The organism is Phenylobacterium sp. GW823-FHT02A09 (genome assembly GCF_058797775.1).
Map to the genome: position 1 here is coordinate 192,818 of NZ_JBXAJZ010000004.1, position 21,748 is coordinate 214,565.

General features: G+C 68.3%; 22 protein-coding genes. 7 read left to right on the top strand and 15 right to left on the bottom strand.

Annotated features, from left to right (window positions below):
• Nucleotides 1-21: 21 nt before the first annotated feature.
• Entirely contained in the window at nt 22-684 is a 663-nt protein-coding gene (locus AC1Q87_RS17560) for a DsbA family oxidoreductase (protein ID WP_492610124.1), read from the bottom strand.
• Nucleotides 685-836: 152 nt separating this feature from the next.
• On the bottom strand, nt 837-1,022 hold the full coding sequence (locus tag AC1Q87_RS17565; RefSeq protein ID WP_492610125.1) for a hypothetical protein: 186 nt from the start codon (nt 1,020-1,022) through the stop codon (nt 837-839).
• A gap of 110 nt (nt 1,023-1,132) precedes the next feature.
• Here AC1Q87_RS17565 and AC1Q87_RS17570 point away from each other — a divergent pair, with 110 nt between their 5' ends.
• On the top strand, nt 1,133-1,462 hold the full coding sequence (locus tag AC1Q87_RS17570; RefSeq protein ID WP_492610126.1) for a hypothetical protein: 330 nt from the start codon (nt 1,133-1,135) through the stop codon (nt 1,460-1,462).
• On the opposite strand, the gene AC1Q87_RS17575 is transcribed toward AC1Q87_RS17570, so the two are convergent.
• Nucleotides 1,463-1,636, bottom strand: a complete 174-nt coding sequence (locus AC1Q87_RS17575) for a hypothetical protein (RefSeq protein WP_492610127.1) — start codon at nt 1,634-1,636, stop codon at nt 1,463-1,465.
• A 65-nt stretch (nt 1,637-1,701) separates the two neighbouring features.
• Nucleotides 1,702-2,112 carry a glycine zipper domain-containing protein gene (locus AC1Q87_RS17580; RefSeq protein ID WP_492610128.1) on the bottom strand — a complete coding sequence of 137 codons (411 nt, stop codon included), beginning with the start codon at nt 2,110-2,112 and terminating at the stop codon, nt 1,702-1,704.
• Nucleotides 2,113-2,365: 253 nt separating this feature from the next.
• Here AC1Q87_RS17580 and AC1Q87_RS17585 point away from each other — a divergent pair, with 253 nt between their 5' ends.
• A complete protein-coding gene (locus AC1Q87_RS17585) occupies nt 2,366-2,572 on the top strand; it encodes a hypothetical protein (protein WP_492610129.1) in 207 nt (68 codons plus the stop codon).
• On the opposite strand, the gene AC1Q87_RS17590 is transcribed toward AC1Q87_RS17585, so the two are convergent.
• From AC1Q87_RS17590 to AC1Q87_RS17610, 5 genes are all read right to left on the bottom strand, one after another.
• Nucleotides 2,569-4,209 (bottom strand): M10 family metallopeptidase C-terminal domain-containing protein, encoded by a 1,641-nt coding sequence (locus tag AC1Q87_RS17590; RefSeq protein ID WP_492610130.1) that lies wholly within the window; start codon nt 4,207-4,209, stop codon nt 2,569-2,571. The two genes, AC1Q87_RS17585 and AC1Q87_RS17590, sit on opposite strands and share 4 nt — an antisense overlap.
• A 100-nt stretch (nt 4,210-4,309) precedes the next feature.
• Nucleotides 4,310-4,933 carry a class I SAM-dependent methyltransferase gene (locus AC1Q87_RS17595; RefSeq protein WP_492610131.1) on the bottom strand — a complete coding sequence of 208 codons (624 nt, stop codon included), beginning with the start codon at nt 4,931-4,933 and terminating at the stop codon, nt 4,310-4,312.
• Nucleotides 4,934-4,972: 39 nt separating this feature from the next.
• Nucleotides 4,973-6,082, bottom strand: coding sequence for a response regulator (locus tag AC1Q87_RS17600; RefSeq protein WP_492610132.1), 1,110 nt, complete (start codon nt 6,080-6,082; stop codon nt 4,973-4,975).
• Nucleotides 6,083-6,265: 183 nt separating this feature from the next.
• Nucleotides 6,266-8,791, bottom strand: coding sequence for a TonB-dependent receptor (locus AC1Q87_RS17605; RefSeq protein ID WP_492610133.1), 2,526 nt, complete (start codon nt 8,789-8,791; stop codon nt 6,266-6,268).
• Nucleotides 8,792-9,184: 393 nt separating this feature from the next.
• A complete protein-coding gene (locus AC1Q87_RS17610; RefSeq protein WP_492610134.1) occupies nt 9,185-12,019 on the bottom strand; it encodes a TonB-dependent receptor in 2,835 nt (944 codons plus the stop codon).
• 400 nt (nt 12,020-12,419) lie between these two features.
• Between AC1Q87_RS17610 and queC the strand changes: the two genes are divergently transcribed.
• From queC to AC1Q87_RS17625, 3 genes are read left to right on the top strand one after another with little or no spacing between them, the layout of a single operon-like run.
• Nucleotides 12,420-13,151, top strand: a complete 732-nt coding sequence (gene queC / locus AC1Q87_RS17615; RefSeq protein WP_492610135.1) for a 7-cyano-7-deazaguanine synthase QueC — start codon at nt 12,420-12,422, stop codon at nt 13,149-13,151.
• A complete protein-coding gene (gene queE, locus AC1Q87_RS17620) occupies nt 13,148-13,780 on the top strand; it encodes a 7-carboxy-7-deazaguanine synthase (RefSeq protein ID WP_492610136.1) in 633 nt (210 codons plus the stop codon). Before queC ends, queE begins: the two co-directional genes overlap by 4 nt.
• A 43-nt stretch (nt 13,781-13,823) precedes the next feature.
• Nucleotides 13,824-14,204: a 6-pyruvoyl trahydropterin synthase family protein gene (locus tag AC1Q87_RS17625; protein WP_492610137.1), complete on the top strand. Its 381-nt coding sequence runs from the start codon at nt 13,824-13,826 to the stop codon at nt 14,202-14,204.
• Nucleotides 14,205-14,210: 6 nt separating this feature from the next.
• On the opposite strand, the gene AC1Q87_RS17630 is transcribed toward AC1Q87_RS17625, so the two are convergent.
• The 5 genes from AC1Q87_RS17630 to AC1Q87_RS17650 form a co-directional block, all read right to left on the bottom strand.
• On the bottom strand, nt 14,211-15,191 hold the full coding sequence (locus AC1Q87_RS17630; RefSeq protein ID WP_492610138.1) for an NADPH:quinone oxidoreductase family protein: 981 nt from the start codon (nt 15,189-15,191) through the stop codon (nt 14,211-14,213).
• Nucleotides 15,192-15,248: 57 nt separating this feature from the next.
• The gene (locus tag AC1Q87_RS17635) at nt 15,249-15,458 is read right to left on the bottom strand and encodes a hypothetical protein (RefSeq protein ID WP_492610139.1); all 210 of its coding nucleotides are present in this window, start codon (nt 15,456-15,458) and stop codon (nt 15,249-15,251) included.
• Between the two features lie 65 nt (nt 15,459-15,523).
• A complete protein-coding gene (locus AC1Q87_RS17640) occupies nt 15,524-16,033 on the bottom strand; it encodes a response regulator (RefSeq protein WP_492610140.1) in 510 nt (169 codons plus the stop codon).
• Nucleotides 16,034-16,169: 136 nt separating this feature from the next.
• Complete coding sequence (gene aroC / locus AC1Q87_RS17645; protein WP_492610141.1) at nt 16,170-17,294, bottom strand: chorismate synthase; 1,125 nt, start codon at nt 17,292-17,294, stop codon at nt 16,170-16,172.
• Nucleotides 17,295-17,465: 171 nt separating this feature from the next.
• Complete coding sequence (locus tag AC1Q87_RS17650) at nt 17,466-18,173, bottom strand: DnaJ domain-containing protein (RefSeq protein WP_492610142.1); 708 nt, start codon at nt 18,171-18,173, stop codon at nt 17,466-17,468.
• A 76-nt stretch (nt 18,174-18,249) separates the two neighbouring features.
• Here AC1Q87_RS17650 and pdxH point away from each other — a divergent pair, with 76 nt between their 5' ends.
• The gene (gene pdxH, locus AC1Q87_RS17655; protein ID WP_492610143.1) at nt 18,250-18,915 is read left to right on the top strand and encodes a pyridoxamine 5'-phosphate oxidase; all 666 of its coding nucleotides are present in this window, start codon (nt 18,250-18,252) and stop codon (nt 18,913-18,915) included.
• A complete protein-coding gene (locus tag AC1Q87_RS17660) occupies nt 18,912-20,414 on the top strand; it encodes a bifunctional aminoglycoside phosphotransferase/ATP-binding protein (protein ID WP_492610144.1) in 1,503 nt (500 codons plus the stop codon). The genes pdxH and AC1Q87_RS17660 overlap by 4 nt, the downstream gene beginning before the upstream one ends.
• Here the strand turns inward: AC1Q87_RS17660 and AC1Q87_RS17665 are convergent.
• Nucleotides 20,411-21,589 (bottom strand): BaiN/RdsA family NAD(P)/FAD-dependent oxidoreductase, encoded by a 1,179-nt coding sequence (locus AC1Q87_RS17665; protein WP_492610145.1) that lies wholly within the window; start codon nt 21,587-21,589, stop codon nt 20,411-20,413. The genes AC1Q87_RS17660 and AC1Q87_RS17665 overlap by 4 nt on opposite strands.
• Nucleotides 21,590-21,748: the final 159 nt, after the last annotated feature.

Sequence of the window (21,748 nt, forward strand, 5' to 3'; positions counted from 1 at the left end):
ATCGGTGTTTGGACGGCAGCCTCAGCTGGCCGCTGCCGCCGTTTCCGCGGCGATCGTGCGAATGGCCCGCTCGAACGCAGCGGCCGGTTGTCCGCCTGAGATGAGGTAGCGGTCGTTGACGATCACCGCCGGCACCGAGTTGACCCCCGCCTGATACCAGTGGCGCTCGGCGGCGCGGACCTCGTCGGCGTAGCGCCCGCTCTCCAGCACCTCGCGGGCGGCGTCGGCGTCCAGGCCGGCGGCCTGCGCGGCGGCGACCAGCACCTCGTGGTCGGCCGGGCTCTGGTTGTTCGTGAAGTAGGCCGAAAACAGCGCCCGCTTCAGCGCGTGCTGACCGCCGACGATCCCGGCCCAATGCAGCAGACGGTGAGCGTCGAAGGTGTTGTAGATTCGGCTTTGCTCGTTGGTCTTCATCGCGAACCCGACCTCGGCCGCGCGGGCGTGGATCGCGGCGCGGTTGGCGGACGACTGCTCGGGCGTCGCGCCGTACTTCTGGCCGACGTGCTCGACGATGTTCTGGCCCTCCGGCGGCATGTCCGGATTGAGCTCGAAGGGATGGAAGGTGATCTGCGCCTGCACCAGGTCGCCGACATTGCGCAGCGCTTCTTCCAGGCCGCCCAGCCCGACGATGCACCAGGGGCAGGAGACGTCGGAGACGAAGTCGATCTTCATGGGTTGGGTCATGGCGTTTCCCTGGGCCTGAACGAACAACGCCCGCGCCGGGGGGAGAGGCGCGGGCGTTTCTCTGTGGACGCGAGACCCGGCGGGGGAACCGGGGAGGGGTGCCTCGCTGTCGAATTGAAGATTGGAATTGGACCTTGGCTTTTCAATGGCCCCTACTGCGTCAATTCCGCGACCCAACGGCCCAGCGCCGCCATTTCCTCGCGCGAGCGGGCGATGTCCTGGCGGATCACCACGCAGGTCGCGGGCTCGAAGGCGCCTTTCTCCATATGGATTTCCAGGGCGGCGATCAGGGCCTCCTGCGCGGCTTCAGCGCGCGAGACCGGATAGGTGTTGGACAAGCTACTACTCCCGATTGCAACAACCTTGGCCTTAGGCGAGGAGCTGCGTCAATTGGGGAAGGGCTGATCTGCTATGAACGCGCACGTTGCCCGTCGGGCGCCAGTGAGCGATGATCGCCGACATGAGACTTGGGGCGGATGTGTTGAAGTCGTGGACCTTGCTGGCCGTGGTCGCCGCGACGATTGCGGGATGCTCGCCGCGCGAGTTCAAGGACCGCGCCGGCGAAATTCAGCTGTGGGCCCAACGCGGATTCGCTGAATCCCAGGCCGATTACGGCGACAGCTTCGCGTCCAGCGGCGGCGGGGGCGGCGGGGTCTATCCGCGGCCGCAGACCGATCCGGCGGCGGAAAAGGCGGCTGCGGACAAGGCCGCGGCGGACGCAGCGGCGGCCGCCGCGCCGCCGGCGCCCCAGCAGCGGTACGTGGTCATCATTCCCTGATCAGCTAGGACGCTGGTCTTCCAGTTCGCGCAGGCGCGTGAGCCCCCGCGCGTCGGTGGCGTGCCAAAAAGCCGGCAGGAAGCGGCGCAGTCCCGTGCGCCAGCGCTTGCGATAGCGCCACCCCTCGCCGTCGGGGGCGATGTCGAGTTCGTAGGCCGGAGGCGCCTTGTCCATCTTTGATCCTCACCGCGGTCCGTTGAGGCGCGGTGAGCAGGAACGGCGCCAGCCGGCCCCTGTCGTCAGCGGTGGTCGTCGCGCAGATAGACGACGTTGGCGCGGCTGGCGCTCATCAGATGGCCGATCAGGAAGCCAGCCAGGGCGGCGGCGGCCAGCGCCACGTAAGGCTTTTCGTGCACGAACACGTCGGCCTCTTCGGCGCGCTGCTTGGCCTGGACCTTCAGCTTGCCGTACTGGATTTCGGCCTCGCGGCGGGCCTTGCCGGCCTTGTCTTCCATGACGGAGCGCGCGTCGCGGGCGAAGGTCGTGGCCGCCTCGGCCAGGGCCCCAGACGCTGCGACGGCGCTCTTCTGGGCGCGCTTGGCCGCCCGCTTGGTTTCGGAGCGCACGTCGCTGGCGGCGTCCTTGAAGGTGTCGGCGGCCTCGCGCACGGCGTCGCGGGCCTCGTCGCTAGTTCCATAGGCGTTGGTCATGGATGCTCTCCGCTCGGTGGACGCGCAGCGCCCGGGTCTCCTGGGTGAGCCCTTGAAACGAGAGCGGAAAGCGAGGGTTCCGGTCAGCCCGGCGAAAAGGCGCCGCAGCGGTGCAGGCGCCACGCGCCGCAAAAATCCTGGGCGCCTACATCAATCTGACATTGCGCTGCAGCAGAATGAGGTTACCTCGACTTTTGCAAGTGCACAGTTGCGTAGGCCCCCTGCGGGTCAAATTGAGGCAATTCCGATGATCATGACGTCCCTTCGCGTTTTCCCCAGCCTGTTCATCGGCCGGCGTGAAGTCCTCCAGGCGGTCGAAAGCCCGGTGGTTTCCGAGACCGAGGCGGGGTCGGCGTTCCTCTGCGGCGCCTGCGAAGAAGTCGTGATGACCGGCCGCGACAGCGCTCAGATGCGCGACGTGGTCGTGAAGTGCCGCTGCGGCGAGTACAACCAGCTCTAGATCGCGACGATCCAGCTTCCGGTCAGGCTGGCCGCCGCCACTCCGACCAGGACCATCTGAGCGCCGCCGCTCAGCGAAATGACGACGTCCGCACCGACCTGGGCCACGGTCCAGGTCGCGCCTTCGCTGACCAGCACGCGGTCGCCTTCGGCGCGGTTGAAGTCCATCACGCGGTCGACGCCGGCGTCGCCCCAGGTGTGGAAGCTGTCGGCCCCGGCGCCGCCCCACATCGTGTCGTCGCCGCGGTCGCCGGACATCCAGTCGTCCCCGGCCTCGCCGTACATGATGTCGTTGTGTTGGCCGCCGCGCATGACGTCGGCCCCGACGCCGCCGTACAGCGTGTCGTCGCCCATGTTGCCATAGACCAGGTCGGCGCCGTTCTCGCCGAACAGCAGGTCGTTGTGCTGGCCGCCGACCACCCAGTCGTCGCCGTCGCCGCCATAGGCGGTGTCCTGGCCCTGGTTGCCGTGGATGTCGTCGAAGCCGGCGCCGCCGACGATGTAGTCGTCGCCGGTTTCGCCGCGCAGGAAGTCCTGGCCGTCGCCGCCGCTCAGGCTGTCGTTGCCGACCCCGCCATAAAGCACGTCGTCGCCGGCGCCGCCGGTCAGCGCATTGGCTGCGGCGTTGCCGTTGATGGTGTCGGCGCCGCTGCCGCCGATGGCGTTCTCGATCGTCACGCCGACGGCGACCGCGACATTGCCGACCAGGCCGCCGACGTTGGAGAATGCGCCTTCGCGCAGGTCGATCAGCTGGCGGACCACGAAGCCCGAGAAGTCGAACGTGTCGACGCCGCCGGCGTCCCAGACCGCGAAGATCAGCTTCTGGCCGGACGCGACCGCGTCGAACCACGGCCGTTCGGCGGTGGAGTTGAAGCCGTAGACCGTGTTCCCGGTCCGGGTCGACATGTTCGCCCCGTACTCGAGCTGTGCTGCGGCGATGTCGTCGAGCAGCGGCGCGGCAGAGTAGCGGCCGCCGAAGTTGGCGCCGGTGTTCTGTTCGCTGAAGTAGCTCATCACCGTGAACTGGCGAGAGTCTTCGTAATAGATCGCGTCGGCGCCGTAGGTGGGCGAGCCGTCGGCGTCGTAGTCGGCCGGGTGGCCCAGGCCGATGGCGTGGCCGATCTCGTGCACCAGCACCATGGCGCCATAGTTGCCGACCGCCGGATTGGCGTTGGTGCCCTTGGTCACGTTCACCCACACGTCGCCCGCGCGCGCAGAGGAGGCGGTCGAGCCGGGATAGTAGGCGAAGGCGGTGGCGTCCTCGGCCCCGCTCGAATAGTTGCCGAACAGGATCGTGGCGGAATCCGAATAGGCCGCCTCGCTGCTGCTGCCGATCCCGACGTGCATGAAGCGGATGTTGGCGACGTCGCTCCAGCTCTGAAGGGCCAACTCTGTCTGGGCGATCTGGGCGGCGTTGAAGCGAGAGAAGCCGGCGGTGTCGTCCGGCATGCTGGTCGGGGCGGTGGCGCGGAACGCGTAGGTGACCGTGGCCGGCATGCCCAGCACGCCCGACCAACCCGGTTCGCCGCGGATGATCTGGTCGGCCGCCTGCGCCACGGTGTAGCTCTGCTTGCCGTCGATCAGGCCGCCGCGGGAGTCGGCGTTCACGAAGTACTGCGGGGCGGATTCAAGCGACATGGGTAAGCTCCGTGCGCCTCTGGCGGGCGCGTGCGGCGGGTCTGGCTACAAGGCGCCAGGGCGCTGATCCACTCCTAGCGCGCGGGACTTGCGAAACACTTTACGTGGGCGTGGCGGCCCCCCACTCGTTCCATCCGGCGATGCGGGGCGTCCCAGGCAGGTACATCGTCTCCGACCGTTCGATACGAAACCCGGCGTCCGCGATGGCGCGGGTCACCGGCCGGGTCAGATGGCAGCCGCCGGCTAGGCGCTTCCACAGCGGCTCGACCCGCCGTTGCCACTTGGCGACGTCAGGATCTGGGGCCAGGCCGTGCTCGCAATAGAGCAGCCGCCCGCCGGGCCTCAGCACCCGGCGGGCCTGGGCCAGGGCGGCGGCCGGGGTATGCACCGAGCAGAGCGTGAAGGTGCAGACGACGGTGTCGAACGCGCCGTTCTCGAACGGCAAGTTCTCGGCGGTCCCATCGGCGATCGTGACGTCGAGCCGTGGGTCGCGGGGCGCCGCCATCGCCTGGGCGCGCAGTTCGGCCGCGGGATCGACGCCGGCCACGCTGGCGACCTTGTCCGCATCGTAGAGCGCAAGGTTGAGGCCCATGCCGACGCCAAGCTCCAGCACCCTGCCTTGCGCCAGCGGCACGACCTTGGCGCGCTGCTTCATCATCGGCGGCGAGGCGCACGCGCAGGTCAGCAGCTTGGGCAGGATCCGGCGTTCGTAAAAGGTGGCCATGCGCCGACGATGGCCCCAGTCGACGGGCGCGGCTAGCCCTTACGCTGCGGCAGCGTCGTCGCTCGAGCCGCCGAGGTTTTCTTGCAGCGTGCGCAGCAGATGCTCGGGCTTCATCGGCTTCTCGACGACGCCGTTCATGCCGGCCTTCAGATAGCCGGCGGCGTCTTCGGGATCGGCGTTGGCGGTGAGGGCGATGATCGGCACCCGGCCAGGGGCGCCGGGCAGGGCGCGGATCTCGCGCGTGGCGGTGACCCCGTCCATGCGCGGCATCTTGATGTCCATCAGGATCAGGTCGAAGCGGCCGGTGCGGGCGGCTTCGACCGCCTCGACGCCGTCGGTGGCCGATTCCGAGGTGCAGTCGAACATTTCGCAGAGGGTCTCGGCGACCATGCGGTTGGTGGCGTTGTCGTCGACGACCAGGATGTGGGCGGCGCGCTCGGTCTGGCCCAGGGTCTCCTCGGCGGGGACCTCTTCATGGGCGGTCGGCACGTCGACTTCGAAGACCAGGGTCTCGCCGGTTCCGACATTGGCTTCGGCCCGGACCTGTCCCTGCATCGCGTCGACGATCTTGCGGCTCAGCGCGACGCCGAGCGCGGTTTCCAGCCCGAACAGCGCCTCGATCTCGCGCAGATCCAGGGCGCGGTCGCCCATAACCCGGTCGGCGGCGCCGCGAATGCGGCCTTCCAGCCGCGTGGAGTCGCCGTCGGCCACGGCCTTGAGCGTCGCTTCGACCGCGCCGCGGCGCACGCCGGCCAGCGCCTGGGCGATGAAGGCGTCGAAGATCTGGTTGATGCGCCCGCTGTCGACCATGACCAGGGCGTCGGGATCGCCGTCGTAGGAGACCAGCAGGGTGACGCCGCCGTCGGTGGCGCGTTCTTCCCAGCGGGCCTGGACGTCGTCGGCGAGTTCGGCCGCGCGTCGCGGCTGCAGGTCGAAGGACAGGCCGTCCGAGGCGGCCGCCTTGAGGTCGGAGGAGGACACCAGGATCTGGCGAACCGCCCGGGCGGCCTCGGTGACGCCGGCGACGCAGGCCTGCGCATCCGCGCCCATCGGTTGACGGGCAAGGCGTTCGGCCAGCGCTAGAACGCCCTCCATCTGCTGATGGATTTCGCTCGTGACGCGCTCGTAGAAGAACTCGGGCAGAGACATGAACGCCAGGGTCCAAAGGGAACTTATGCTCAGCATGGGCCTAAGCGCTTGCGGAGACGTTAAATTCCACCCAGGGTTAGCGTAAATTGACGCTATGGCGAAAAGGCGGGTCGGGTTCCCGACAGCAGAAAGGGCGGCGGGATTTCTCCCGCCGCCCTTCGCCGTTTTCGCCAGGGACCTGGCTTAGAAGCGGTACTGCAGCTCCACGCCGTAGGTGCGCGGCTGGATCAGGCCGCGGGTGATCGCGGTGCTGGTCTGGCGCAGATAGTTCGTTCCGCCGACCGACAGGCCCGGGTTCGGGTTGGCGAACACCGCCGTCGGGTTGGTCGACGAGGTCGAGGTGAAGCCCTCTTCGTCGGTCACGTTCTTCACGTAGCCGATGAGCGAGTAGCGGTCCTGGGCGTCCTTCCACAGCACCCGCAGGTCGGCGGTGCCGTAGGCCGGCACGGCGAAGTCGGGGTTGTCGAAGGGCTGGTAGGTGGTCTCGTCGGTCCAGGTGTAGCTGCCCGAGAGGATCAGCGAGCCCGGCTCGAAGTCGAAGGTGTAGTTGGCGTTCAGCGCGAACTTGTTCTCCGGCGACTGGTAGATCTTCGATCCGGCCAGGTCCTGGAACACCAGCAGCACGCCGTTGGTCGTCGCCGTGCCGCCCGACGGACGGGCCGTCGACTTCAGAGCGCTCGGGTCCGCCGGGTCGTAGAAGCAGCAGCCCTTGGTGATCTCGGTGTGCAGGTAGCCGTACGAAGCCGAGATCTGCAGCGGCTGGATCGGTTGCCACATGGCTTCCAGTTCCAGGCCGTAGGCTTCGGCGTCGACGTTGACGAAGTTGTTCGAGGCCGAGGTGCCGGCCGCGTTCAGCTGCGACAGGTTCAGCTGCAGGCCTTCGAAGTCGTTGTAGAAGGCCGAGGCGTTGAGGATCAGGCGCCCGCCGATGGTCTGCTTCAGGCCGATCTCGTAGGCGTTGACGGTCTCTTCGTCAGCGGTCGGCTTCGGCGCCAGGGTGCCGAGCAGGAAGCCGCCCGACTTATAGCCGCGGCTGTACTTGGCGTAGACCAAGGTGTCGTCGTTCGGCGTCCAGTCGAGGTTCAGGGTGCCGGTGACGGCCGACCAGCTGTCCGACAGGTTGCGGAAGTTCTGCACGCCAGGGCGGGTCGGGTCCATGTCGCTGGACACGTCCACGGCCGCGCCGCCGAAGGCGCTGGTCGGGTTGAACAGCACGAGGCGCTGGGACTCGTAGCCGTCCTTTTCATCCTTGGTGTAGCGCAGGCCGCCGGTCAGCGCCCATTGGTCGTTGAACTCGTAGGTCGCCTGGCCGAACGCCGCCCACGCCTTGGATTCCAGTTGCGCCTGGTTGTCGGCGAAGTTGCGGGTCGGGTTGGTCGACGGCAGGCCGGCCGCGGCCAGGCTGGCGACGCCCGGCGCCGCGCCGTTGATCGAGCCGTAGTAGAAGGACGGCGTCGCCAGCTGCGCCTGCAGGGGGCTGCCGAGCTGGATGCGCTGCTTGTATTCTTCCTTGTACTGGTAGAGGCCGAGGATCCAGTTCAGCGGGCCGTCGCTGTTCGACGACAGGTTGATTTCGTTCGAGAAGTACCGCTTGTGCTCGTCGAAGTCGGTGGTCAGGTCGCTGAAGACCGGCACGCCGTTCATCAGATACGACGTCGTGCGGTTGGTGCCGTCGTAGTCGCCGCCGGTCTGGTAGTTGTACTGCTGGAAGCCGCCGATGTACTTCAGGCTCGCCCAGCCCAGATCGTAGGTGATCGAGGTCGTGAACAGGTGGTTGCCGCGCAGCTGGCCATAGCCGTCGCGGTTGGTCGATTGCTTGTAGGGATCGGCGACGCCCGGATTGGCGGTGGTCATCCCATACTGACCGTTCGGCACTAGGCCGCCGATCGGCTGGAAGAAGCGGGTGGTGTCGTAGGGCGTGATTTGGTTGGCGAGGCGGTCGCCGACGCCGGTCGAGTCATCCCAATTCGAGCGCGAGTAGCGGGCCCAGACGTCCAGGTTGTCGCCGAGTTCGGCTTCGGCCTGGATCTCGAAGTAGGTGCGCTTGATGGTGGCGCCGTCGTTGGCCCCGCCGATGTTCTCGATGAAGCCGTCGCGCTGCCAGTCCTGGCTGCCGCCGATCTTGAAGCGCAGGTTGTCGGCCACCGGGATCGAGACGACGCCTTCGATCTTGGTGCGGTCGAAGTTGCCGTAGCCGGCGCGGATCTCGCCGCCGAACTCGTGCGACGGGCGCTTGGAGATGGTGTTCAGCGCGCCGCCCATGGCGTTGCGGCCGTACAGCGTGCCCTGCGGGCCGCGCAGGATTTCGGTGCGCTCGACGAACAGCGAGCTCTTGAACAGTTCCGACGACGAGGCCGAGTAGAAGCCGTCGGTGTAGGCGGCCACGCCCGGGTCGTTGCCGATGTAGAAGGTGTTGCGGCCGGCGCCGCGCAGCGAGACGCGGTCGGTGCCCGAATAGTTCATGCCCGGGGTGAAGTTCACGAAGTCCTGGATGCCGGTCATGCCGCGGATGTCGCGCTGCTCGGAGGTGTAGGCCGAGACCGCGACCGGCACGTCCTGCAGCGCCTGCTCGCGCTTCTCGGCCGTGACGACCAGTTCTTCGATCTGGAAATCTTCCTGGGCGAAGGCCGGCGCGGAAATCGCCGAGAGCGTCAGAACCGAAGCGCTCAGGGCCAGCATGGTCCGCAGACGCGGGGCGTTGGTAGCCATCAAGTATCCTCCCAGGGCGGAGGGGCGTGGAGCGCCCTCTTCAGTCCGCCCGCATGATGTGCGGTGACACGGCGCGGGGAGGCGCCGAGGCGGGGAAACTCCGCCGGGTTGGCGCGGGCGTCAATGTGACCCTCGATAACTGAACGTAATTCAGTTGTGCTTTTGAAAGTCTGTGGCCGAAATACCGCGCTTTCAAATCGCGCGTACAAAAATGACCGCCGGTTTTTGACGGATTATGAATCAAAGGAAAACAAGGGTCTTGCGCGTGCGCGCGCTGCGGCGCGCCGTACCTGAATCGCAAAATGGCGTTCGGATTCTGCGGTGACGCCAAAGAAAAAGGCCGCCGTCCCGAGGGGCGGCGGCCAAGGCCTTACGGCTGGGTAAAACTGGTCGTCAGAAGCGCTTCTGCAGCGACACGCCGTAGGTGCGCGGCTCCGTGTAGAAGGCGTTGCGGAACAGACCCGAGGAGTCGTCGGTCAGGTAGAAGTCGGTGATCGCCTCCTCGTCGGTGGCGTTCTTGACGTAGGCGCCGATCTCCCAGCCGTTGGCCGGATTGCTCAGGGTCAGCGTCAGGTTGACGTTCTGCCAGTCGTCGATCCGGTCCGGCTCGGTGTTGTAGATCCGGGCGAAGGTCTCGGTCTGCTTGTAGTAGTCGCCGCGCGCGGTCAGCGACCAGTCGTTGCCGAAGTCCCAGGTGTACTGGGCGCCCAGCGAGACGGTCCAGTGCGGGGCGTTCGGCAGTTCCTTGCCTTCGAGCGACATCGGCACGCCGTCGCTGACCAGGCCGCCGAAGGCGTTGGTGCCGACCGCCAGCGCGCCGCTGCCGATGTCGGTGCCCGCGCCGGCCGTCGAGGCCGGGGTGCAGACGCCGAGCAGGGCGAACGGGTTGTTGGTGGCGTTCGACACCGCCAGCGCCGTCTGGGCCGCGGCCATGTTGACCACGCAGTTCGACGCCGCGCTCGACTTCACCAGCACCAGGTTCGGGTTGCCGCCCGTGCGGTTGAAGGTGTCGATCGAGGTGCCCGAGCTGATCTCGGTGTCCAGCCAGCCGATCTGCGCGTTGAGGCGCAGGCCTTCCAGCGGTTGCCAGACGCTCTCCAGCTCGACGCCCTTGATCTTGGCGTCGATGTTCTCGTTGGTGGAGGCGCGGTTGACGATCTTCGAGACCTGATAGCCCTGGTAGTCGTAGTAGAAGCCGGTCAGGTTCAGGGTCATCGTGCCGTTCAGCACCGTGTTCTTGGTGCCGATTTCGTAGGCGTTGATGAATTCCGGCTCGAAGGTCGGCGGACCGCAGATCACGCCGGCGCCGCCGCTGCAGGGGGAGTTCAGGCCCCCGGCTTTATAGCCGCGCGAGAAGAAGGCGTAGATCAGGGTGTCGTCGGTGAAGTCGAGGTCCGGCTTCCAGTCGAAGCCGATGCGGCCGGTGGTTTCCTTGAACTCGACATGCAGGATGTCGGGCGTGCCGGGGATCGGTCCGGCGATGCCGACGCCGGGAATGCCCAGGTTGACCTGGTGGTTCTCGACCTCCTTGTCGTCGACCGTATAGCGCAGGCCGCCGGTGAACTTCAGGGTGTCGGTCGCCTGCCAGTAGAGCTCGCCGAAGAAGGCGTGCGAGCGCAGGTCATAGGGGCCGTAGGCGTCGTAGTAGTTGCGGCCGACGCGGGTCGGCTCGTAGTTCGGATCGATCGAGATGCAGGGCGCGGCGCCGACGCAGTTCGGGTTGCCCGCGGCGAGCAGGTTGTTGATCTGGTAGTAGCCGGTCCCGGTGTTGAACATCACGTAGTAGTCGCCGGTCGCCTGGTAGCGAACCATGATCCCGCCGACGTTGAAGTTGAACGGGCCGTCATAGGCCGACTGCAGTCGCAGCTCCTGGCTCCAGCCCTTGGTGTAGGCCGACGAGATGTCGCTGGTCGTGAAGCGGTTGTACGGGCGATTCTGCGCGTCGTTGATCACGCCCCCGGGGAACAGCGCGGCGTAGATGGCCGCGTAGCCGGGAACCGCCGCGAAGGCGTTGACCGGGTTGGGAGTCGAGTTGAAGCTCGAGCTCGGGACGTAGCGGTTGTAGTCCTGGCGGGTATAGAGATCGAAGTCCGTATAGGACGTCAGCCAGGTCAGCCGCAGTTCGTCTGTCACGTCCCAGTCGACGTTGAACTGATAGATGTCGGTCGTTGACTGGTAGATCGGGTCGAAGGTCGACTCGATGTCGCGGACGTTAGTCGTCTGCATCTTGCCAGCGTAGGCGTCGCCGGTCTGGAAGCCGCCGAGCGCGCCGAACAGGCCGCCCAGCGTCGCCTGGGAGTTCACCGTCCCCAACGAGCCGGCCGAGTAGAGCGAGGTCGCCGAGCAGCCCTGGCTGAACAGGCCGCGCTGGATCTGGCCGATCAGGCCGCCGGCCGCCGCCGAGTAGCCGAGGCCGCCGACGTTCGAGGGGCCCAGGTCCTTGGTGCAGAACTGCTTGCCGATCCGCGAGCGGTTGTCGTCCTCGTCGAAGTGATCCCACAGGAAGTAGGCGTGGAAGGTGTCGGTCGGGTTGAACGCCAGGGTGACGCGCGTGCCGAACAGGTCGCGGTCGTCGGCGTCGTTGCCGGTCACCAGGTTGTCGCCGAACCCGTCGCGCTTCAGCCACGAGCCGGCGACCCGCAGGGCGAACTGGTCGCCCAGCGGCACGTTGATCATGCCGCGCAGCTTCATGGTGTTGTAGTTGCCGACCTCGCCGCGGATCATCGCCTCGAACTCGTCGATCGGCTTGGCGGTGATCATGTTGACCACGCCGCCGGTGGCGTTGCGTCCGTAGAGGGTGCCTTGCGGCCCGCGCAGCACTTCGACCCGCTCGACGTCGTAGAACTCGGTCTCGAACAGGTTGTTGGACAGCAGCGGGGCGTTGTTCAGGTGGATGCCGGTGCCGGCGTCGCCCGACCCGGCGACCAGCTTGGAGCCGATGCCGCGGATCTGGAAGTTGTAGCCGGTGAAGTTCCCCTTCGAGAAGTTCACGTTCGGGACGGCGATGACCAGGTTCGGGCCGCCGTCGATCTTGGCCTTTTCAAGCGCATCCTGGTTGAACGCCGACACCGCGATCGGCACGTCTTGGAGGGCTTCCTCACGCTTCTGGGCGGTGACCACCAGTTCTTGAATGACGTTCTGGGACCAGGCCGGAGACGCAACTGAACTCAACGCTACAGCGGACGCGCCCACGATCAGCAGGCTCCGCAAATGCAGAGTATTGAACATTCCAGGTTCCTCCCAAGACGCCCGAGGCTCTCTACAAACCGGCCCGGTGCGTCACCTTGCGCCGCACGAGATTTCGTCAAAGGGGTGGCGGCCACTCCCCCGACCAGCAAGGCTCGCGCTCAGTTATGGAGTCTGTCAACGTGACGACGTTAAGTTATCGACGTTCAGGGCAAAACTAACCAAACGCTGTTGCTGAAATGCATAGGCGCGATTTCTTTCAATTGTAGGTGGTCGTGAAGAGGTTTCCGGGGCGGAAGCTTGATGCGTTCCGGTATTCGAGATGCTGCAAGTGCGAGATCGTTGTTTCGCCAGGCCTTTTGGATTCCCGAGTATGGAGAATGGCGCGATCCGGCGACGCGCCGGGCTTCCGATTTGCGCTGCGCGCGCGCATATGGGGCCGATGAGCCAAGCTTCTCCGCAGTCCCGCGCCCTGGTCCTGTTCTCGGGCGGTCAGGATTCCAGCGTCTGCCTGGCCTGGGCGCTGGCCCGGCACGACCATGTCGAGACCGTCGGCTTCGACTACGGTCAGCGGCACGCGGTGGAAATGGAACAGCGTTCTGTGGTTCGCGAGGCCGTGCGCGCGCGGTTCCCGCAATGGGCCGGCAAGCTTGGCGAGGATCACGTCCTCGACCTGACCGGCTTCGGCGCGGTCGGCGACACCGCCATGACCCAGGAGCGGGCTTTCGAGATCACCGAGAAGGGGCTGCCGAACACCTATGTGCCCGGCCGCAACCTCGTCTTCCTGACCTATGCGGCGGCTCTGGCCGATCGCCGCAAACTGAAATTTCTAGTAGGCGGCATGTGCGAGACGGATTTCTCCGGCTATCCGGACTGCCGCCGCGAGACGCTTGAGGCCCTGGAGCGCGCCCTGAACCTCGGCATGGCCCAGGACTTTGTCGTCGAGACCCCGCTGATGTGGCTGACCAAGGCGCAGACCTGGGCGCTGGCCAAGGGCCTCGGCGGCGACGACCTGGTCGACGTCATCGTCGCCGACAGCCACACCTGTTACCGGGGAACCCGCGGCGCGCTGCACGATTGGGGACATGGCTGCGGCGACTGTCCGGCCTGCGACCTTCGCGCCAGGGGCTGGGCCGAGTGGGTCGAGGCCGGCCGTCCGGAACTGACGTCATGAGCTACGCCGTCAAGGAGATCTTCCTGACCCTCCAGGGCGAGGGCGGCCAGGCTGGCCAGCCGGCGGTGTTTTGCCGCTTTGCGGGATGCAACCTGTGGTCGGGGCGCGAGGAGGATCGCGCCAAAGCGGTCTGCACCTTCTGCGACACCGACTTCGTGGGCATGGACGGCGAGGGGGGCGGCCGCTTCGCCGGCGCCGAGGATCTGGCCGCTGCGGTCGAGGCGGCCTGGACCGGCGGCCCCGACCACCGGCTGGTGGTCTGCACCGGCGGCGAGCCGCTGCTGCAGGTCGATGCGCCGCTGATCGCGGCGCTGCACGCCCGCGGCTTCCGCATCGCGCTCGAAACCAACGGCACTCTGCCGGTTCCCGAGGGGATCGACTGGATCTGCGTCAGCCCCAAGGCCGACGCCGAGGTCGTGCAGACCCACGGCCAGGAACTGAAGCTGGTCTTCCCCCAGGCGCTGGCCGATCCGTCGCGCTTCGAGCACATGGATTTCGAGCGCTTTCTACTCCAGCCGATGGACGGTCCGGCGCGCGTCGAAAACACCCAGGCGGCGATCGCCTATTGCCTTGCGCACCCCCGGTGGCGTTTAAGCGTCCAAACCCACAAGTACCTCGGCATTCCGTGACACGCGCGCCAGGCGCGGCCGGACGGCCCAAGACCCCTCCCAGATGACCCAGCCGATTTTCGAGATCACCAAGGCCGCGACTTTCGACGCGGCGCACTACTTCGCCGAGGGACCGGAGCACCGGCCCTACAGGAACCTGCATGGCCACTCGTTCAAGGTCGAGGCGACCGTCCGGGGCGCGCCGCAGGAGCCGGTGGGCTGGGTGGTCGACCTGGCCGATCTCGATGGCGAGCTGAAGGCCGTCGCCGCCGAACTCGACCACGGCCTGCTCAACGAGAAGCCGGGTCTGGAGCGCCCGACCCTCGAGCACATCTGCCTCTATTTCGCCGAGCGCCTGCAGCCCAAGTTCCCGGGCCTGTCGCGCATCGTCGTCTCGCGCCCGACCATCGGCGAAAGCTGCGCCATGGCGGTTTCGGGCGCCTGACGCGCCTCAGGGGTCGGCGACCTCGATCACCGTCTTGCCGATCCCCTGGCCGGTCAGCGCGAATTCCAGCGCCTGCGCGAACGCGTCGAGCGCAAAGGCCCGGCCGAGCGGCGGCGCCAGGCGTCCCTCGCCGACCCAGTCCAGCAGCCGGTCCAGGTGCGCGCGGGCCAGTTCCGGCTCCAGCAGCATGAACTGACGCACGTCGACCCCGACCAGGGCCGCGCCTTTCATCAGGGGCAGGTTGGCGGGCAGGGCGGGGATCGGCCCGCCGACGAACCCCAGCACCAGATGACGCCCGCGCCAGCCGAGCGAGCGGAAGGCCGGTTCGAACAGCGGGCCGCAGACCGGATCGAACACGACGTCCGGTCCGCGCCCGCCGCCAGCGGCCTTCAGCCGTTCGCGCCAATCGTCGGGCGACGTGTCCAGCACCTCGTCGGCGCCTAGGGCCCGGCAGAAGTCGCGTTTGGCATCGCTGGACGCGGCCGCGATCACCCGCGCGCCCAGCAGCTTGGCGACTTGCAGTCCCGCGGCGCCCAGCCCGCCGGCCGCACCCAGCACCAGCACGCTCTCGCCGGGCTGCAGGTTCGCCCGGTCGGCCAGGGCGTGCAGGGCGGTGACGTAGTTGATGTGAAATCCAGCAGCTTGTGCGAACGCCATGCGCTCGGGGATCGGCCGGACGGCGGCGGCCGCCGCCAGGGCCTGCTGGGCGAACCCGCCGCGGACGCTGGCCATGACCCGGTCGCCGGGGGCCAGACCGGTGACGCCGGACCCGACCTTGGCCACGCGGCCGGCCGCTTCCTGGCCCGGCGTGTGCGGCAGCGCCGGTTTGACCTGGTAGCGGCCGAGCGCCACCAGCGCGTCGACATAACCCACCCCGCAGGCCGCGACGTCGATCAGCACCTCGCCCGGACCCGGCTCGAGCGGGGCGGCGTCGATGATCCGATAGTCGTCGATCGACGACAAACTGGTCGCCTGGACGATGCGCATGGGCGGCCTCCCTCGAGCCGCGATCTGAGATCGCTGACGCCGGGGCAGTCCAGGGCGTTACTTGCGCTTCTCGTCCTTGTCGCCGTCGGGGATGACCGCGCCGACGACCATGCCCGCGCCCTTGGCGGTGACGCCGACGGCTGCGCCGGTGACGCCGACGGCCGTTCCGACTACCGCGCCGGTGGCGGCGACCGCCAGGCAGCCCGACAGCGCCAGGGCCGCGCCCGCCAGCAGCGACAGCTGGGCGAGAATGCGAAGGGCGGGCATGCAGGGGTTCTCCGACAGGGACGCTTCCTGCCTACCGGCCGAACATCACCAAATGGTGGCGAACGCTAGAGCTCGAGCGCGTGGACGTTGCGGTGGTCGCCCACGCGCCGCCAGGGGCCTTCGAAGCTGGGGTCGCTGCGCCGGCGCCGGTCGGGACCGAAGTACTCGTCGGTGCGGATGAACGGGCGTGCGTGGTCGACCACCTGGGCCAGTCGCTCAATCACGCCGCGCGCGGTGATCGGCTTGCCCATGAACTCGTTGACCCCGGCGTCGCGCGCCTCCTGCAGCCGCTTCATCGTCGCGTGGCCGGTGATCATGATCACCGGCAGCATCGGGCCGGGGCTGTCGGGTCCGGTGCGCAGCGAGCGCACGAACTCGATGCCGTTCATCGGCTCCATCGCCAGGTCGGTCAGCACGATGTCGACGGCGTGGTTGCGCAACGCGGCCAGGCCCTCGACCCCGTCGCCGGCCTCGATGGTCTGGGTGATGCCCAGCGCCCGCAGGATCTGGGCCAGCAGCACGCGCGTGTGCTTGTTGTCGTCGACGATCAGGACCTTGAGGCGATCGAGGCGCACGTTCACCGCGCTGACTGTGGGGCCGAATCGCGAGGGTGCGTTCCGCGACAACAGCTGATTAGCTGGGCGAAAGTTGCACGGTCAATGCCATAAAACGGCGATTTTCGAGTGTCGAAATTCCGACGCCCGAAACGGGTCAGCGGCGCTCGGAGCCGCCCGGAACATAGGCGCCGCCGCCCGTCTGGGCCCGGTGGCGCAGGTAGGCGTCGGCCAGGACGCAAGCGGTCATCGCCTCGACCACCGGCACGGCGCGGATGCCGACGCAGGGGTCATGGCGCCCCTTGGTGCGCAGCTCCACTTCCTCGCCGGCCTCGTTGAGGCTGCGGCGCGGGGTGAGGATCGAAGAGGTCGGCTTGAACGCGACGCGGGCGACGACCGGCGCGCCCGAAGAGATGCCGCCCAGGATGCCGCCGGCGCTGTTGGACAGGAACAGCGGCTCGCCGTCGTTGCCCATCCGCATCTCGTCGGCGTTCTCCTCGCCCGAGAACGCGGCGCTGGCGAAGCCGGCGCCGATCTCCACGCCCTTGGAGGCGTTGATCGACATCAGCGCGGCGGCCAGTTCGGCGTCGAGCTTGCCATAGACCGGGGCGCCCCAGCCGGCGGGCACGCCGAACGCCTCGACCTCGACGATCGCGCCGGTCGAGGAGCCGGCCTTGCGGACCTTCTCCAGATGCTCCTCCCAGACCGGTACGGTCTGCGCGTCCGGGCACCAGAAGCCGTTCTCGTGGCGCTGGTCCCAGTCGAAGCGGCTGCGGTCGATGGCGTGCGGGCCGATCTGCACCACGGCGGCGCGGACGGTGACGCCCTCGATGATCTTGCGGGCCACGGCGCCGGCAGCCACCCGCGCGGCGGTCTCACGCGCCGAGGCCCGGCCGCCGCCGCGATAGTCGCGCACGCCGTATTTGGCGAAATAGGTGTAGTCGGCATGGCCCGGCCGGAACTGGGTGGCGATCTCGCCATAGTCGCGCGAGCGCTGGTCGACGTTCTCGATGAGCATCGAGATCGGCGTGCCGGTGGTCACCTGGCCGTCGGTGCGCTCGTCCTGGAATACGCCCGACAGGATCTTCACCGCGTCCGGCTCCTGGCGCTGGGTGACGAACTTGCCCTGGCCGGGACGGCGCTGGTCCAGCCACACCTGCACCTCTTCGGCGGTCAGGCCGATGCCCGGAGGGCAGCCGTCGACCACGCAGCCGAGGGCGGGCCCGTGGCTCTCGCCCCAGGTGGTCACGCGGAACAGATGGCCGAAGGTGTTGTGCGACATGGCGGCGCTTTTAGCGCCTTCCGCGGTTCTCTCAAATGGATCGTCCAAAAGGATCGTCATGGCCGTGCCGGCAGGTCCCGGCCATCCATATGCTCAAGTCTGTCCGGGGAGGCTGCGTCTATGGATCCCCGGGGCGCTGACGAGGCCGAGGATGACGAGCTTGGGGAGCGCTCAGGCCGCCCAGGCGGCGGCGAAGCGGCGGCGCAGCGTGCGGGTGGCGGTGTCGGTGGTGCGGGTCTGTTCGGTCAGGCGCAGGAACAGGTGGCCCTGCGGGTGGTCGCCCCGCGCCGGCAGTCCCTGTCCGGCCAGCCGCACCAGGCCGCGTTCGCCGACCTTCTTGGTGATCCAGACCACGCGGCGACCCAGCGGGGTGTCCACCGCCACCCGGCCGCCCTGGGCCAAGACGTGCGGATGCAGCGGCGTGGTGACCCAGAGGTCATGGCCGCGGACCATGATCTGCGCATCGCCGCGCACGGCGATCTCGAACATGTCGCCGCCGGCTCGCAGCAGGTCGCCCGAGCGCAGGCCGGCGGGAAGGGTGATCTTCAGGCTGCGCTGGTCGGCGGTTTCCTTCAGCACGACGCCGCCGTTCAGCGAGAGCAGCGGCGTGATCGGCAGGATCCTGTCGTCCTGGGTGGTTTTCCTGACGGTGGCGGGCGGCTGGATGACGCCGCCGGTCGGGATCGGCTCGCTGAGCAGGCGGTAGGCCTCGACCACCTCGCGGAACCGCTCGGCGTCGCCGCCGGGCCGGTCGGGGTGGGCGCTCTTGGCCGCCTCGCGGAAGGCGCAGCGCAGTTCGGCCGGCGTGGCGCCCGGCGCTGCGCCCAGCACCGCGCGCGCCCTCTTCCTGTCCAGCTTGGGTGACTTGGGCGCGGCCATCCGGCGACTGTGGACGGCGCATGGTCAACGGTGCGTTAAGCATGGCAAGCGCGCGCCAAGGCGCTATATCGGCGAGATGAGCGACAAGGCCGCAATTCCTCCCTCGCCCAGCGAGGACGACTACGTCCGCCAGGTGACCGCGGCCGAGCCGCCGCCGCTGCTGTCGGCCCAGGACCCGTTCGAGCTGTTCGCCGAATGGATGAAAGAGGCTGCGGCCAAGGAACCCAACGATCCCAACGGCATGGCCCTGGCCACGGTCGACGAGACCGGCATGCCCGACGTGCGCATGGTGCTGCTCAAGGACGCCGGCCCCGACGGCTTCGTGTTCTACACCAATCTCGGCAGCGCAAAGGGCCGCCAGCTGGCCGCCAATCCCAAGGCCGCGCTGCTCTTCCACTGGAAGTCGCTGCGCCGCCAGGTGCGGGTCCGCGGCGTGGTCGAGCCGGTGACGCCGGAAGAGGCCGACGCCTATTTCGCCACCCGCGCCCGACCGGCGCAGATCGGCGCCTGGGCCTCGGAACAGTCGCAGCAGCTGCCCGATCGTTTGGCCCTCGAAAAGCGCATCGCCGAAATCGGCCTGAAGTTCGGCCTCGGCAAGGTGCCGCGCCCGCCGCACTGGTCCGGCTTCCGCGTGAAGCCCGACGCCATCGAATTCTGGCGCGATCGGCCGTTCCGCCTGCACGAGCGCCTGGTCTTCGAACGCGTGGGGGAGGGCTGGACCACCCAGCGCCTCTATCCTTGACCGACGCCGAAGAGGCCGAAGTCGTCGCCTGGCTGGAAGGCGAGGCGCAGACCAAGATCGAGACCGGCTGCGCCTGGGTGTTCCTGGTCGGCGACACCGCTTTCAAGGTCAAGAAGCGGGTCGATCTGGGCTTCCTCGACTATTCGACCCTGGACCTGCGGCACTGGGCGCTGGAGCGTGAACTGCGCTTCAACCGCGCCGCCACCTCCGACATCTACCGCGCCGTGCGGACCATCACCCGCAAGCGCGGCGGCGGCCTGGAGCTCGACGGCCCCGGCGCGGTGGTCGAGTACGCCCTGGAGATGCGCCGCTTCGACGAGAGCTTCGTGCTCTCCGCCCGGCCCTGGGCGGTCGACGGCCCGCTGGCCGAGGCCATGGGCCGCGAGGTCGCCGCCGTCCACGCCAAGGCCGAGCTGCGCCCGCAGGGCGGCGGCGGCAAGGCGCTGAAGTATACGATCGACTCCAACGCCAAGCTGCTTCGTGAGCTGGCGCCCAAGCTCGGCGGGGCCCGCGTCGAGGCGCTGATCGCCGCCACCGACGCCGAGTTCTTCCGCCGCGAGGATCTGCTGAACGCGCGCCGCGACGCCGGTTTCGCGCGCCTGTGCCACGCCGACCTGCATCTCGGGAACATCCTGCTGGAGAACGGCAGGCCGGTTCTCTTCGACTGCATCGAGTTCAACGACATCCTGTCGGACATCGACGTCCAGTACGACTTGGCCTTCCTGCTGATGGACCTCGACTTCCGCCGTCGCCGCGACGCCGCCGTGCGCGTGCTGTCGGCCTATATCGACGAGGGCCGTCGCCACTTCGGCCGGGCCCTGCTGGACGGTCTGGCCGCCCTGCCGCTGATGATGTCGGTCCGCGCCGGGGTGCGCGCCCACGTCCAGGCCTACAGCGCGGACCTCGAAGGCGCCAGCGCCTATCTCGACGCCGGCTTGGCGCACCTCTCGCCGCCGCCGCCGAAGCTGACCGCGGTCGGTGGGCTTTCCGGGTCAGGCAAGTCGACCTTCGCGCGGCTGATCGCGCCCGGCCTGGGCGCGGCGCCGGGCGCGGTGGTCCTGCGCACCGACGAGATCCGCAAGCGCCTGCTCGGCGTCGCGCCCGACGCGTCGCTGCCGGCCAGCGTCTACTCGCCGGCCTTCTACCAGGAGGTCTACGACACCCTGCTGGCCGAGGCCCGCGCCCTGCTGGACGCCGGCCGCGCGGTGGTGGTCGATGCGACCTTCATCCAGCCCGAATTGCGCGCCCGCGTCGAAGCGCTGGCCCGCGAAGCCGGCGTGCCGTTCCACGGCGTCTGGCTGCAGGCCGCGCCCGAAGTCCTGGCCCAGCGCATCGAGGGGCGGGAAGGGGACGCCTCCGACGCCACGGTCGCCACTCTGCGCATGCAGCTCGACCGCGACGTCGGCCCGATAGACTGGGTGCGCGTCGACGCCTCGGGCCCGGCCCAGGACGCCGCCGAAGCCTGGTCCATCGAGCACGGCGGCTCGCCGCTGGCTTAGACCGCCTGCCCGGCCACCCAGCCCGACGACCACGCCCACTGGAAATTGTACCCGCCCAGCCAACCGGTGACGTCGACCACCTCGCCGATGAAGTAGAGCCCTGGCGCGGCCTTGGCCTGCATGGTCTTGGACTCCAGCGCGTCGGTGTCCACGCCGCCCAAGGTGACTTCCGCTGTGCGATAGCCTTCCGAGCCGACCGGCTTCACCGTCCAGGCGTTGACCGCGGTGTCTATGCGGCCGATGGCCTTGTCCGACAGGTCGCCGGCATTGGCCGGCGCCGCCGCCTCGTCGAGGATCATCTGCGCCACGCGACGGGGCAGGTGCTCGGACAGCACGGTGATCGCGGCCTGCTTGCCGCGGGTCTGGCGCGCCGTCTTCAAGGTCGCGGCGATGTCCACGCCGGGCGCCATCGAGACGGTGATCGCCTGGCCCTCGCGCCAGTAGGACGAGATCTGCAGGATCGAGGGCCCCGACAGCCCCCGGTGGGTGAACAGCATCGCCTCGGCGAACTTGATCTTGCCGCTGGCGACGACGGAATCCACCGCCACGCCGGCGAGCGGCTTCAGCCGCTCCAGCATCCCGATCTCGAAGGTCAGCGGGACCAGGGCCGGCCGCGTCTCGACGATGTTCAGCCCGAACTGACGGGCGATGTCGTAGCCGAAGCCGGTGGCGCCCATCTTCGGGATCGACTTGCCGCCGCTGGCGATCACCAGCGAGGCGCAGGTGACCGGTCCGCCGCTGGTGGACAGCGAGTAGCCTTCGTCCTCCTGCTCGACCCGATCGACGGTGGTCTTCAGCCGCAGGGTCACGCCGGCCTGGCGCATCGCCCCGGTCAGCATGGCGATGATCTCCTTGGCCGAGCCGTCGCAGAACAGCTGGCCCAGGGTCTTCTCGTGATACGCGACGCCCTCGCGCTCGACCCAGGCGATGAAGTCCTTGGCCGTGTAGCGGCGTAGCGCCGAGATCGCGAAGTGCGGATTGGCCGAGATGAAGTTGGCCGGCCCGGCGTTGATGTTGGTGAAGTTGCAGCGGCCGCCGCCGGAGATGCGGATCTTCTCGCCCGGCGCAGCGGCGTGGTCGATCACCAGCACCTTGCGGCCGCGCTTGCCGGCCTCGATGGCGCACATCATGCCCGCCGCCCCGGCGCCGATCACCACGACGTCGAACTGATCCACCTGGGTCCTCGCAACTTGCGTGAAGGAAAGTCGGCCCTTCGATAGGACCGGCCCCCGGAAGTCAACTGACGGTTCGCCGCGCTTCCTCCTCGGGCAGGCGCCATGCCGCGGCCCCTATTCTTGCGCAAAACACCATGCCGCAGCGTGGTTTGGCCACAA